At 61.8% G+C, this 13,482-nt stretch carries 10 protein-coding genes; 8 read left to right on the top strand and 2 right to left on the bottom strand.

Annotated features, from left to right (window positions below; translation table 11 throughout):
• Positions 1-91: 91 nt before the first annotated feature.
• The 8 genes from HX866_RS11995 (at position 92) to HX866_RS11960 (ending at position 9,809) form a co-directional block, all read left to right on the top strand.
• On the top strand, positions 92-3,331 hold the full coding sequence (locus HX866_RS11995; protein ID WP_177139753.1) for a DEAD/DEAH box helicase: 3,240 nt from the start codon (positions 92-94) through the stop codon (positions 3,329-3,331).
• A gap of 84 nt (positions 3,332-3,415) precedes the next feature.
• Positions 3,416-3,850 (top strand): DUF6678 family protein, encoded by a 435-nt coding sequence (locus tag HX866_RS11990; RefSeq protein WP_177124604.1) that lies wholly within the window; start codon positions 3,416-3,418, stop codon positions 3,848-3,850.
• 160 nt (positions 3,851-4,010) lie between these two features.
• A complete protein-coding gene (locus HX866_RS11985) occupies positions 4,011-4,583 on the top strand; it encodes a fimbrial protein (protein WP_177124603.1) in 573 nt (190 codons plus the stop codon).
• Positions 4,584-4,649: 66 nt separating this feature from the next.
• Positions 4,650-5,348, top strand: coding sequence for a fimbrial biogenesis chaperone (locus HX866_RS11980; protein ID WP_177093677.1), 699 nt, complete (start codon positions 4,650-4,652; stop codon positions 5,346-5,348).
• A gap of 41 nt (positions 5,349-5,389) precedes the next feature.
• Positions 5,390-7,966, top strand: a complete 2,577-nt coding sequence (locus HX866_RS11975; protein ID WP_177139751.1) for a fimbria/pilus outer membrane usher protein — start codon at positions 5,390-5,392, stop codon at positions 7,964-7,966.
• A 4-nt stretch (positions 7,967-7,970) separates the two neighbouring features.
• Positions 7,971-8,849 carry a fimbrial protein gene (locus HX866_RS11970; protein WP_218179676.1) on the top strand — a complete coding sequence of 293 codons (879 nt, stop codon included), beginning with the start codon at positions 7,971-7,973 and terminating at the stop codon, positions 8,847-8,849.
• A 7-nt stretch (positions 8,850-8,856) separates the two neighbouring features.
• Entirely contained in the window at positions 8,857-9,324 is a 468-nt protein-coding gene (locus tag HX866_RS11965) for a fimbrial protein (protein WP_177124600.1), read from the top strand.
• The gene (locus tag HX866_RS11960; protein ID WP_177139749.1) at positions 9,321-9,809 is read left to right on the top strand and encodes a fimbrial protein; all 489 of its coding nucleotides are present in this window, start codon (positions 9,321-9,323) and stop codon (positions 9,807-9,809) included. The genes HX866_RS11965 and HX866_RS11960 overlap by 4 nt, the downstream gene beginning before the upstream one ends.
• Here HX866_RS11960 and HX866_RS11955 read toward each other — a convergent pair whose 3' ends face one another.
• Both HX866_RS11955 and HX866_RS11950 read right to left on the bottom strand, forming a co-directional pair.
• The gene (locus HX866_RS11955; protein WP_177093741.1) at positions 9,810-10,457 is read right to left on the bottom strand and encodes a response regulator; all 648 of its coding nucleotides are present in this window, start codon (positions 10,455-10,457) and stop codon (positions 9,810-9,812) included.
• 32 nt (positions 10,458-10,489) lie between these two features.
• Positions 10,490-13,390 carry an ATP-binding protein gene (locus tag HX866_RS11950; protein WP_177093673.1) on the bottom strand — a complete coding sequence of 967 codons (2,901 nt, stop codon included), beginning with the start codon at positions 13,388-13,390 and terminating at the stop codon, positions 10,490-10,492.
• Positions 13,391-13,482: the final 92 nt, after the last annotated feature.

The raw sequence follows: 13,482 nt of genomic DNA, 5'->3' as shown, positions 1-13,482 counted from the left end.
AGTTGTTCTGCCCTCGGCACCATGAAGCGATGCACCATGCCTGATATTCTCCCCGATCAGGAATCCAAGCCCAGCGCTTTCAAGGACGTAGATGAATCCTCAAAATATCGTGCGTTACTGGCACGCCGTCGAGCTGCTGCAACCCCAGGCAGTCCCCAAGCTGAAGAAGCGCGACAGCGACTATCAACCCTTTTTCCAAGATATCCCCGCCTCAGCCCAGATCCTGCCATGGATGCCAGCCAACCCACTGAGCCGGCAGCGCCTGCCGAACAAACGCGTATGGAGTCACACGCTCTACGCACACCATTACAACAACCGGGATGTCTCTCGCCAGTTAGAGGCGCTCTATGGCGCCGACCAAGGCTACAAGGAACCACAACATCGGCTTTCAGCCTTGTATGCGCTCAAATTCAACGACCAAGGCATGATGCTGGTCGATAGCCTGGTTCTCTCCAGCGAGGCGTGGTTCGTGGGCTGTGCCATCAACCAAAAGGATTGGACACGCGGTTTCGACGAGACCCAGGATTTCCTCCGTGGACAGGCCAAAACCCTGCTCGGTGGCGTGGTCCAAGCTGCCGACCTGGCGCGCCTGACCCACTACATCCGTCAGGCCCTGGGACTCGAAGAGTTTTTCGGGGACCAGCCGCGCGAACATCGCTTCCGCTCCGCGCCAATCAACCCGAATAAACCCGAACCGGAGGACGATCCGCTCAACAGCTTCCTGCTCAGCGATTTGGCCGACATGGCCGATGCTTTGGGCCGTGGCGAAACCAGTGAGCCGCTGGCCCGCTACCTGAGTCATCACGATTCCAGCCAGCGCCTGCACCTCGACCAATCGAACGCAGATCTGGCACTGATCGATCGCCTCGCGCCCTCGCGCTACGCTGCCGGCTGCTGGCCTGCCGAACGGCATCTGGGGCTGGTGCACTCTCAGCAACTGGCAGTCAACAGCTTGCTGAACAACCTCGGCAACGATACCGGCGTGATGGGCGTCAATGGCCCCCCGGGCACCGGGAAGACCACTCTCCTGCGCGACCTGATCGCCGCCGTGGTGACACAGCGCGCTGACGTACTGGCTTCGCTGAGCAGGGCGTCGGAGGCCTTCATTCAGGATGGGCGCGAATCCGCCAACGATGGCGGGCGCGAGCGCCTTGCCTATCAACTCGACCCACGCCTGTTCGGCTTCGAGATGGTGGTAGCCTCCTCCAACAATGGAGCCGTGGAAAACGTAACGCTCGAGCTTCCCCAGCAGGATAAGGTTGACCCATCCTGGCTGCCCGATGCCGAGTACTTCAGCGAACTGGGCGAGCTCACCAGCGGCAAGCCAGCCTGGGCAATGATCTCCGCGGCATTAGGCAGCAAAGCCAAACGTACCCAGTTCGTCGATCGCTTCTTCTATGGCAAGCGTGCGCCCAAAGCGACGAAGATCAAAGACGAATCCTCATCCTCCCAACCAGAGGCCCTCGACAACGGCGACTTGGATGAAGAGCTATACGACGGCGATCCAACGCCCGACGCGTCTGTAGCGAACAGCACGGACGACAAGCCAGCCCCCAAGGGCATGCGCGAATGGCTGATCGAGCAAGCGCCGCAAATGAAGTTGCTCTCGTCCACCGAAAAAACCAGCCTCTGGCGCGCCGCCGTCAAGCAATACCAGGACGCCAAGAACGCCGAACAGGCACTACGTGCTCAAGTCAGCGACATTCTGGAACGGGTTCAGGCAGTGATCAGCGCCAAGACCCGAGTCCATCAGAAGGAACAAGAGCGCCAAGTCCACCTGACCCAACGCAGCCGTCTCGATGATGAACAAGCTACGCTGGAAACACGGCAACTCACGCCTGCCCGCGAGCAACTGCAACGAGAACTTCAGGCCCTTGAAGCACACCTGGCAAAAAAGCCGGGGTTTCTCGCCAACCTATTCAGCCTCTGGGGTGCTCATCGCACGTGGACAGCCCGGCAACGTCTGCTCGATAGCGCCCACGCCTTGGCCAGGGACGCCTTCGACAGTATCCAACGCCAAGTGCAACGGCTCATCGGACAGCTCACCGAAATCAATCGACAATTGGTTACGGACGAACAAGAGATCAACGAAGCCGTGCGCCACGCCACCCTGCAGATCGACAAGGCTCGCAGCATTGCCCAGCTTGGCCAGGCCAAGCACCTGCAGGTCTGGCTCGAACAAGGCCGGATCGGCAGAGGTAGCGAGATCGAGCTGCTCGAACCCTGGATCGTCGAAGGCTGGCGCCAGGCCCGGGCGAAGGTGTTCATCGAAGCGCTCAAGCTGCACCGCGCCTTCTTCCAGATCGAAGCCTCGCGCTTGCGCGCCAACCTGGAGTTCATCACCAGCACGCTGACCGGCAGTCGTTATCGCGGCGTGTCCCAGGCCGTGGTGCGTTCGGCATGGGCCTCACTGTTCATGGTAGTGCCGGTGCTCAGCAGCACCTTCGCCTCGTTCGCCCGCTCCTTCGGTAGCCTTGGCTGCGGCGAGATTGGCTGGCTGTTGGTGGACGAAGCTGGCCAGGCTACCCCGCAGGCGGCTGTGGGTGCCTTGTGGCGTGCTCGCCGGGCTGTGCTGGTCGGTGATCCGCTGCAATTGGAGCCAATCGTCACCGTATCCGATGCCGTGCTCGAACACATGCGTACCCGCTATCAAATCGACGCTCACTGGCTGCCCAATCGCCAGTCCGCTCAGACCCTGGCCGACCAGGCCACCGCCTGGGGCCGCATGGCGGGCCCTAAAGACCAGAAATGCTGGGTCGGCCTGCCGCTGGTGGTGCACCGTCGTTGCGACAAGCCGATGTTCGAGCTGGCTAATCGCATCGCCTACGACGGCGCCATGGTCTATGGCACCATCGCACCCTCACTCGCTAAAGAAACTCCGGCCCGTCTGCTCACCGGCTGGGTGCATGCGAGTGGCCGCTCTTCCGGCAATTGGGTCGACAATGAAGGCAAGGCGCTAGAACATCTGTTGGCCTTGCTGGATGGCGACGGTGTGCCGCCGGATAGCATCGCAGTGATCACGCCCTTCCAGGACGTGCGAAACCAGCTCAAGGATCGATTACACGGCAAGATCGTGCGTGGCACCATTCATACCATGCAGGGCAAGGAAGCTGCCGTGATCATTCTCGTCCTGGGTGGGAGCAGCGAAAACGGTGGTGCTCGCGAATGGGCAGTGTCCAAGCCCAACCTGCTCAACGTCGCGGCCACCCGGGCCAAGCGCCGCTTGTATGTGATTGGCGATCGCAATGACTGGAAACAGCGGAAACTCTTCTGTGACGTTATGGAGCTGCTGCCGGCTCATTCCCAGATGACCGCCGACAACCTTGCATGACAAACGGCTGCCGTCGGCGAAGCCTCCTGCGCACACAATTATTTCCCACACCTGAGACGTGTGGGGAAATCGATAGGACTTAATGTGAGTGAACTACCGAGGGCCGGTACGGGCCATGATGATGCAACACGGAAGAAAATCCATGCTGCCGTAGCTGCGAGAAACTTGGCAAGCGCATCGAACAATACCAAGTGGAATGAGCTGATCAACCATTTCCGCCAGCTTCAAGGTTGGCGCCCGTCTTACCGATACAAGTCCGTCACAGGATATGTCTCAGAGTGGGATGTCGAGTGGTTTTACCATCTGCCGTTTCCATTCGCGTCCGTCGAATGGTTCGACATCGGCTTGTCAGAAGCAGCACCCTCAAAAGGAAGACTGCTTGCAAGTACAACCATTGACCATACAAACGAAATATCGCAGGTCGTTACACAGATTGGATTCGAGTTTGACGTGCGCGCTGACGTTCTGAGAGTTTGGGGATACACCCCAAAATCATATGAAGACTTTCCGCTAGTGTGACAGACTGGAAATCATGACAAGGGTTCGATTCCCTTCATTCGTTTTGGGCAGGGTCTTTTAAGATCCGTCTCATGTGCCTCTCAAACGCCGCAATGCACCATGGATTGGCTTACCCAAGGGGGGTGAGCAGACAACCATCCATTTCTTAAAGGGCATTGCAATGCTGAATAAACTAAGCCAAATCACCCTCGCATGCGGCGCTTGCTGGCTGCTGGCCGGTACCGCACAGGCGGCGGACGGGCAGATCGAATTCACCGGTTCCGTCACCGACAACGCGTGCACCATCACCACCGGTGACATCAACAAGTCCGTGACCCTGGACCCGGTGCGCATCGCTGACTTCGCGCCAACCGTGGGTGCCACCGCCAAAGCGAAAGCATTCTCCATCAGCCTGGACAACTGCAGCTTCGCGACCAAGAAAAACGCCGCGATCACCTTCAGCGGCCAGCAAGACGCCAGCGACCCCACCCTGCTGGGCCTGACCGGTGAAAGCCAGGTACGTGGCATCGCGATCCAGATCGCCGACGCCCGGACCGGCAACAGGCTGCCACTGAACACCGCGACCGCCGACTACGACCTGCGTGCACAGTCCAACACCTTCGACTTCACCGCCGCCTACGTGCGCACCGCCGCCGACGTGACCACGGGCGAAGGTGACGATGCCGTGACGAAGCTCGGCATCGGTACCGGTCAGGTCCACGCCCTCGCCAGCTTCGACGTTACCTACAAGTAACGGTTCGTCAACACCGTGGGCCCGACGCCGCCGCGCCGGCCCATGGACTTTCAAAGGTCCCTCATCATGCGTTTGAAACTGTATTTTTTGCTCGCCCTGTTACCGCTCTGGCCTGTCGCCGCAGCGAACGCCGCCGTCACCGTCGGCGCCACGCGCCTGATCTACGACGGTGCGTCCAACGAAGCCAACCTCACGGTGAGCAACCGCAAAGACACCTCACCCTACCTGGTGCAGTCCTGGGTCAGCCGCTTCCGCAGCGGCAGCGACGAAAGCGTCGACAACTTTATCGTCACGCCACCGCTGTTCCGGCTCGATGCCAACAAGGAAAACATCCTGCGCATCATCTTCACCGGCGGCGCGGAGGTGCCCCAGGACCGCGAAAGCCTGTTCCTGATGAACGTGAAGGCGATCCCGGCCATGGGCGATGACCAGAAAGGCAAGAACGTGCTGCAGATTGCCCTCAAGACCACCATCAAACTGTTCTACCGCCCCGCCGGCCTGAAAGGCCAGCTCAAGGACGCGGTGGCGCAGGTGAACTGGAAGGCCAACGCCGGCAAGCTGACGTTCAACAACACCTCCAAATTCCACGTTGTGGTCAGCGACCTGAAGCTCAACGGCCAGCCGATCAGCCAGGCACCGGATGTCCTGCGACCCGGCCAACAACAGGAACTGCCTATACAAGCCAAGGCCGGCGATGCACTGCAACTGAGCTACATCGATGACTACGGCAGCATCGTGACCGCCCCCGTCGTCCGCCTTCACTGATACCCAAGCGCCAACCCCGGAACACCTTTTCAGGAACGCCCATGCCCCGTTCATCCCCATTCATGCGCTGTTGCGCCATGAAGGCTTTCGGCTGCCCGCTCGCGGCTGCCGTGGCCTTGCATCTGGCCCCCGCACAGGCCGGCTACGAGTTCGATGCGTCGTTCCTCGAGATCGGCGGCGGGCAGAGTTCGGCCGCCGTGAAACAACAGGTCAGCGCCATGAGCGAAGGCCAGTTACCGGGAATCTACCGGGTGGATATGCTGGTCAACCAGCGTTCGGTGGCACAACGTGATGTGCGTTTTATTCGCGTCACCGGCACGGCGGACCGTTCCTCCACCGGCCTTTTCCCCTGCCTGGATGCCGACTTCTTTCGCGGCCAAGGGGTTGCCGACACCGCCCTGCAAAATCGTACCGACGCCGACACCACGTGCCTGGCCTTCGACCAGGGGCTGGCCGGGGTCAGCTACGACTACGATTTCAACCGCCAACTGCTGGCTATCGAAATCCCCCAGGCTTACCTGGGCAGTATCCCGTTTGAAGTACGCCGCAGGCAGTGGAGTGACGGCGAGCAAGTGGCCTTCACCAACTACACCTTTTCCGGGAGCACGGTGGCGTCCGACAGCGACCGCCGCCAGGACCAGTTCGGCAGCCTGCGCAGCGGCGTGAATGCCGGAGCCTGGCGCCTGCGCAATTTCTCCACCTGGCAGAAAGGCACGGGCGACAAGGGCCGTTGGGAGTCGATGGAAACCTACGCCCAGCACGACATGGGCAACCTGATGGCGATTGCCACCGTGGGCGATGCCACCACCGAAGGCGACCTGTTCGACGCCATCCCCTATCGCGGGTTGGGCATCGCCTCGGACCTGGACATGCTGCCCGACCAGGCCCGCGAATTCGCGCCAGTGATTCGCGGCATCGCCAACGGCCGCTCGCGGGTCATCATCCGCCAGCGCGGCTACGTGATCCATGAGCAATGGGTGCCGTCGGGGCCGTTCGCCTTGACCGACCTGTACCCCACCGCCAGCAACGGCGACATTGAAGTCACCGTGGAAGGCCCCGATGGTCAGCGCCAGGTGTTTACCCAGTCGTTCTCGTCAGTGCCTTACATGCTGCGTGAGGGCCAGCAGAGCTACTCGGTGTTCGCCGGCCAGTATCGCCCGGCGCAATCGACCGGGCAGCAGGAAACGCCACGTTTTATCCAGGCGTCCCTGCGGCGCGGCCTGGCCGGCGGCACCACGCTGTTCGGCGGCAGCCTGCTGAGTGAGCAGTACAACGCCGGCCTGCTGGGTTTCGCCCACGACTTCGCCGGCTTTGGCGCGATTTCGCTGGACGTGACCCACGCCCGCAGCGACGCCATGGGCCACGCTAAAACCAGCGCCAGCGGCCAGTCGTTTCGCTTTCGCTACTCCAAAGCCCTGGCGGCCACCGACACCCACTTCAGCCTGATCGGCTACCGCTACTCCACCGGCGGCTACTACTCGTTCAACGAGGCGCTCAATAGCCGCAACAACGAGCAGTCGCTGGAGACGTACCGCAGCGGCCATATGAAAAGCAACTTCACCGCCAACGTGTCCCAGCAACTGGGCGGCTACGGCGGTGTCTATGCCAGCGTGACCAAGAGCGACTATTGGAACAGGACCCAGGCTGACACTTCGATTCAATTGGGTTACAGCGCCAGCTACGCAGATATCTCCTACTCCCTGGGCCTGGGCCTGAACAAAGGCGCTGACAGCAATGACCGCACCCTGTCCCTGAGCATCAGCATGCCCTTGGGCGGTACCCGCAACCAGCGTGTCTCGGTCAACGCCAACCAGAACGCACGGGGCGCGGCCTCGCGCACGGCGACGTTCAGCGGCAATGCGCTGGACGACGACACCCTGGCCTACAGCGCCGGCGTGTCGCAGCAAGTCAACACGAATGAGCGCGTGATGGGCAGCACCTTGGCCGCACGCTATGACGCGCCCAATGCCATCGTGCACGGCGGCTATAACGAGACCGCCGGCAGTCGACAACTGGACATCGGTATCGAGGGTTCGGTGGTCGCCTACGACCGCAACCTGCTGTTCAGCCAGCCTCTGGGCGAAACCAATGTGATCGTGGCCACTCCCGGCGCAGCGGACGTGGGTATCAGCAACAAGCGCGGGGTGCGCACCAATGCCAATGGCTACACGGTGGTGCCGTCTGCCCTGCCTTACCGCAAGAACCGTGTGTCGCTCGACACCCAGTCGCTGCCTGCCGACGTCGACATTGCCCAGTTGGTGCAGGAAGTCACACCCAAGCGCGGTGCCTTTGTGCTGGCGGACTTCGAGACCCGCAAGGGCCAACGCATTCTGTTTCGCATCGTTGATGCACACGGCGACGCCGCGCCATTTGCCGCCAAGGCCGAACTGTTTGCAGCGGATGGACGCTCTTTGGGCAGCACCCTGGTGGCCGACAAAGGGCGTGCCTACCTGAGCGGCGTACCGGCGCAGTCACGCCTGTTGATCAGCGTGGATAGCCAGCCATGGTGCAGCCGCGAATTGAAGCTGGACGAAAAAGAGCCTGCCGAGGGTGGGATCACTCAACTGAACATTCAATGTGAGCGCGCGACCGCTGGGTCGGGCGCCAAGGATTCGTGAACTCATGATCGTGAGAATACTGCTGAGCGCATGGCTTGGCTGCCTGTCGCTTCAAGCCCATGCGTTGGTCGGTGGCAATGTTGACTGCTCGATGCCGGGTTACCCGACCTTTGGTTACCGGTTCACGCCCGGGGAGGCGATCAATGTCGAGTACGCCGGAACCTGTACGATTCGTCGCGCCTTTCCCTATGCTGCCGGGATCAATACGAGCGTCAGCTACGGGACAGGCGCCAACCACGCCACCCTGCGATTCGCGGACCCGGCAAGCTCGACCTATGTGCCCCTGCTCGACCTCGGCCAATTCAGTGGCATTTGCCTGGGAGGCGCGTGCCAGAAATTGCCCATCAACAGCGTGGTGCGCTACCGCTACAACCTGATCGGTACGGCGCCCAGAACCACCGGTACGCGCACTCTGCAGGTGCGGATCGGGGTGACCTCCCTCAACTACCCGACGTATGCCGAGTGGTTCGTGGACATGCCCTTCGTGTACACCGTTTTCGCCCCAGCCTGCACCTTGAGTTCGCCGAGTAGCGTAAGCCTCGGATTCGGCGCCATCAGCAACGCCGACCTGCGCAATCAAATACAATCGACCTCCGTGTCCCTCAGTTGCAAGGCCTCGGCGCAAGCCAACATCACCCTGGCGCCGAGCCAGGCCGTGGTCAGCGCCACTACCGGCGTATCGCGCACCTCGCTGGCGGGCCTGAACATGCAGGCGCTCTGGACGGACAGCGGCAATCCGGTGAACTTCACCAGCCAGCGCTACATGCCGTTGCGCTCAGGCAGCAACAACGTGAACTTGAGTTTCATCCCGCAACTGGAAGCTGGGAAATCCCCCACCGGCGCGTTCCAGAGCCAGTACACCTTGACCATCAATTACCTCTGAGGCTTCGATGAAAACTTCGCTGCTGCTCCTGGCGCTGCTCAGCGCCACCGCCGACGCCGCCGACACGGTGAACATCACCGTCAGCGGCACCCTCACCCGCCCACCGTGCGTGCTGAGCACCGGCACCACCCTCACCGCCGCGTTCGGCGAGGTGCGCACCGACCAGGTGACGACTGCCGCAACGGTGGCGGTGCCGGTACGCATGGTCTGCCCGGCGGGTTCATCGCTGAACGTCAGCTTCACCTCCAACAACGGTACGCAGACCGCGACGGTGGCCAAGACCACGGCCGCCAACCTCGGGGTGTCGTTGCTCTGGGCAGACGATACGGCGGCCAACCTCACGGGCACCACCAAGGCCTACCGCGACCTCAGTGGCGACATCGATATCAGCCTCAAGGCAAAGCTGATCGCCCTGGGCACGCTGACACCGGGCGCGTTCACCTCGTCGATGGTCATGACCATCACTTACCTATGAAAGCGCTCGTCTGGATGCTGCTGGCCGTTGCCGGCACCGCCTTCGCACAATCGGCGCAAGACGCGCAAATCGATGTCAGCGGCCAACTGATCGCCCCACCCTGCAGCGCGCGCTTTCCCAGTACGCAACAGGTGGAACTGGGCAAGGCCAACCTCAACCAGTTGCTCGATGACAGCGTTGCCGTCACCAACGTGCCGCTGATCTTCGATTGCAAAGCCGGTAGCCGCGTCAGCCTGAAGCTTTCGGCAGGCCTGGGCAGCGCCGACAGTCAGACCTTGCTCACCCAGCGCGCGGGCCTGGGGCTGCGTCTGGGTCTGTTGAATAAAAATACGAAGGCTGATTTCAGCCTGGGCGAAACCGGCACCTGGCCGGTGGAGGACGGGCCACTGGAGCTGACCCTGCAAGTCAAGCCCGTGCCCCTGGGTGAACGGCCCGAAGCGGGCAGCTACAGCACAACGCTGTTGCTGCAGATCATCTACCGCTGACTACTGAAACTGCCGGGCCTCGATGCAATAGGTCAGCAGCGCCTGATCACTGTCCACCTCCAGCTTGCGCATGGCCGAGATCTTCTGCGCGCTGACGGTCTTGTTGCTGCGGCTCAATTGCCGCGCAATGTCGCTGACGCTCATCCCCGTCACAAACAAACGCAACACTTCCAGCTCGCGGGGCGACAGGCTCTGGAACCGCTCCTGCACCTGAAACGGGTTAGCCACCACCGAGGTCGCGACAGGCGCCGGCGCCTGGTAGCTGCGCTGGGCACTGATCGCGCTCAAGGCTTTTTCGATTTCGTCGTGCAGGTGGTTTTTCTGGATCACGCCCGCCACGCCCAACTCCTGCAAGCGGGTGAGGATCAGGCTGTTGGAGATCATGGTCAGCACCAGCACCTGGGTCTCGGGGAAGTGGCGCAGGATGTACTCGATCAGCTTCAGGCCATCGCCATAGGTGTCATCACCCGGCATGTTGAAATCGGTGATCAGCACTTGCGGCTGATGGGCGCGCAACTGTTCGACCAACTGGCTGGAACTGACCGCCTCGCCCACCAGGCGATAGCGTGAATCGCGCTGCACGATCTCGCGCACGCCCACCAACACAATCGGGTGGTCATCAGCGATGACGACGTTCATTTCTCGCATCATTTATCTTCCTTGTAGTGGGCAGAGGACGCTCATTCAGTTGAAGACTCTGCCAGCAAGCACTGCGCCACCGCCGTCAACCGGGCGCACAGCACCCGGATCTGCGTGGTGACGTGGGTATCCAGACGGCCGTCGTGCAGCGTGTTCTCCCATTTCTGGCACGCATTGGATAAAGCCCCGGCGCGCACACTGGCCAGCGCGCCATTGAGGCTGTGCAGGCGCTGGCGAACCCGGTTGGAATCCCCGTCGATCAAACCCTGCTCAATGTGCTGCACGTCAACCAGCAAGCTGTCGCCCATCAATTGGCGCATCGCCGGGGACAATTCAATCCAACCTTCCTGATCGCGTTCCGGCGACGGCATCGCCAAGGTTGTCGCGCGGCGACAGTGGGCCATCAAGGCCTGGCGCAGCATGCTCATACTCAGCGGCTTGACCACCCAGGCGTTCATGCCCACCGCCAGGCAGCGCGCGCCCTCCTCGCGCAGGGCGTTGGCGGTGACGCCGATAATCGGTACCTGCACGCCCTGTTCGCGCAAGGCGCGGGCCAGGTCATAGCCATTGAGGCGCGGCATGTTGATGTCGGTGATCACCAGGTCGAACGGCTGCGAGCCCCAGATTTGCAAGGCGTGCTCGCCGTCCCGCGCCACGGTGGCCTGGGCGCCGAGGGCTTCGAGTTGCTCTTGCAGCACGGCCTGGCTGACCGGGTTGTCTTCGGCGACCAACACGCGCACGTTCAAACACGGCGCATCCAGGCACGGCTCCGCCAGCACCGAGCTCACGGCAGACGGTGCGCTGCGCAGAATCGGCAAGGTGATGAACAACGAAAAACTGCTGCCCAGCCCCGGCTCACTGACCACACGCATGGTGCCGCCCATCAATTCACTCAGGCGCGAACAGATCGACAAGCCCAGCCCGGCGCCATTGCCATCCTGCCCGCCGGCCACCTGATAGAAAGGCTTGAACAACTGCTCCAGGGCCTTTTCCGGAATACCCACACCGGTGTCGGTGACCTGCCATTGCAGGGCAACTTCATCCTCAAGCAACTGCTGCACGGTCAGACGCAAGCGCACCCGCCCCGACTCGGTGAACTTGATCGCATTGCCCAGCAGGTTATGCAGGATCTGCCGGATCCGCCCCGCGTCGCCCAGCAGTTGCTGCGGCACTTGCGGATCAATCTCCGCATCGATCTGCAAACCCTTGTTGCGGGCCGTGGCGGTAAACCCCACCACCGACTCCTCCACCAGCTGGCACGGGTTGAACGGCGCCGCTTCCACGGCCATTTGCCCGGACTCGATTTTCGACACGTCCAGCACGTTGCTGATCAGTTGAAACAGCACGGTGGACGAACCCTGGATAATTTCCAGGTAGTGACGCTGGCGCTCGCTCATGTCGGTCAGGGCCATCAGTTCCAGGTTGCCCAGCACACCATAGAGCGGGGTGCGGATTTCATGGCTCATGGTTGCCAGGAACACGGTCTTGGCCTCGTTGGCTTCGTTGGCCTCCTCGCGCGCCTGGTTCAGCAACTGGGCTTCGTCAACATGCCGGGTGATGTCATTGCAACCACAGAGGAACACGTCCTCGCCTTCGTAGCGCGCCGCCACCACCACGACCTGCAAGTAGCGCCCCTCAACCGCCAGGCACATCTCGCCGGGGGTGTCCGGGCCATCGTTGGCTTTCAGCACGTCAAGCAAGGGGGCAGTGCCGCGCAGTTGCAAGGCGCGCTGGTTTTCCAGGAGCAACTGGTGGTCGCTGCGCCGCACCACGCACAGGCCCACCGGGGCGTTGTGCAGCATGATGCGGTTGAACGCCTCGCTCTCGAACAAGCGTTCCTGAGCGCGTTGCGCCGGGCGGACGATGCGGGTCTTGTACCAATGGTTGATCCACCACCCCAGCAGCACGGCCGCCAGAAACGTCAGGCCCAGGCCCAGCAGCGGCCATTTGGCGTAGCGCAGAAAATCCCGATAGCTGATGGCATACAAGCCGGTCCAATGCTCGCCGCCTTCGCTGAGCATCTTGAAGCGCAAGCCCTGGCTGTTGAAGCTCAAGCCCAGGGGCGCCATGTGTTCATCGCCGAGGCTGCCGAGCAACACATCGCCCTGGGGTGAGATCAGGGTGAACTGGTTGTAGACCGACAACTGCAGCACGCGCTCGAACTCGTCAACCTGGGACGTGTCCACCACGGCCGCCAGGGTCAGCAAGCCCTGGGGCTGGCTGGCCGGCAGTACGGCGGCGGGCGCGTCGAGGCCGATCATCGCCACCACGTTGCGGCTGTTTTGATACAGCTGAAACGGCGCGCGCATCCAGCGCACGCGGCTGTCGGTCAGCAACAGGCGTTGGCTCTGCTGCAGTTGCTGCAAACGGCTCACCACTTCGCGGTACTGTTCGCGCAACAGCGGCTGGTGCTGGCGCAAGCCGCCAATGCCGGGCACGGCGAGGCTGGCGACGTCATTGGGAGTGAGCACGAACAGCTGCGGCGAAGCGTAAAACGAGCCGGCCCAGTAGCCGCCATAGTAATCGGTCAGTTGCACGCCAAACGCCAGCGCACGGCGCGTGTCGTCTTCTAAGAACCGAGCATCGTGGGACAAGGTAAACGGCAGCGACAAGGCAAATCCCTTGGCCTGCAACACCACCTGCCCCGCATCGTGTTGCAGTTCCGTCACCGAGGTGGATTGCACGGAAGGCAGCGGCGGCGCATTGCCACGGCTGAAGCCTTTGGCCACGTTGCGCAGGAATGCCTCGTGTTCATGGATGATCTCCACCACGCGGGCGAAGTGGAACTCGATCTTTTCCTGTTCAGCGTCGAGCAACCGCGACACCGCCCAGTAGCAACTGCTGGACAGCAACAAGGCGAACCCCGTCAGCAGCAACAGGGCTTTGTTCAGGCGTTGTGAGCTTTGCGCCAGTTTATCCAGGCGCAGACTTGCATGTTTCATCGTCAGTACCGCAGAAACCTGAGTCAGGACGTGGGGCCTATGCTTGATCCCGGCATTGGCCAATAACGCCCGGCTGACCGGGCGACCCTTCC

Origin of the sequence: Pseudomonas gingeri (genome assembly GCF_013386165.1) — a bacterium.
Taxonomy (GTDB): Bacteria; Pseudomonadota; Gammaproteobacteria; order Pseudomonadales; family Pseudomonadaceae; genus Aquipseudomonas; species Aquipseudomonas gingeri_C.
The sequence above is the reverse complement of the archived record's forward strand: the minus strand, read 5'-3'. Positions and strand labels throughout refer to the sequence as shown.

Bases quoted from the DNA above. Each gene is read 5' to 3' on its own strand.
- HX866_RS11950 (WP_177093673.1), bottom strand. From the start codon at position 13,390: ATGAAACATGCAAGTCTGCGCCTGGATAAACTGGCGCAAAGCTCACAA.
- HX866_RS11960 (WP_177139749.1), top strand. From the start codon at position 9,321: ATGAAAGCGCTCGTCTGGATGCTGCTGGCCGTTGCCGGCACCGCCTTC.
- HX866_RS11955 (WP_177093741.1), bottom strand. From the start codon at position 10,457: ATGCGAGAAATGAACGTCGTCATCGCTGATGACCACCCGATTGTGTTG.
- HX866_RS11980 (WP_177093677.1), top strand. From the start codon at position 4,650: ATGCGTTTGAAACTGTATTTTTTGCTCGCCCTGTTACCGCTCTGGCCT.
- HX866_RS11970 (WP_218179676.1), top strand. From the start codon at position 7,971: ATGATCGTGAGAATACTGCTGAGCGCATGGCTTGGCTGCCTGTCGCTT.
- HX866_RS11965 (WP_177124600.1), top strand. From the start codon at position 8,857: ATGAAAACTTCGCTGCTGCTCCTGGCGCTGCTCAGCGCCACCGCCGAC.
- HX866_RS11985 (WP_177124603.1), top strand. From the start codon at position 4,011: ATGCTGAATAAACTAAGCCAAATCACCCTCGCATGCGGCGCTTGCTGG.
- HX866_RS11995 (WP_177139753.1), top strand. From the start codon at position 92: ATGAATCCTCAAAATATCGTGCGTTACTGGCACGCCGTCGAGCTGCTG.
- HX866_RS11975 (WP_177139751.1), top strand. From the start codon at position 5,390: ATGCCCCGTTCATCCCCATTCATGCGCTGTTGCGCCATGAAGGCTTTC.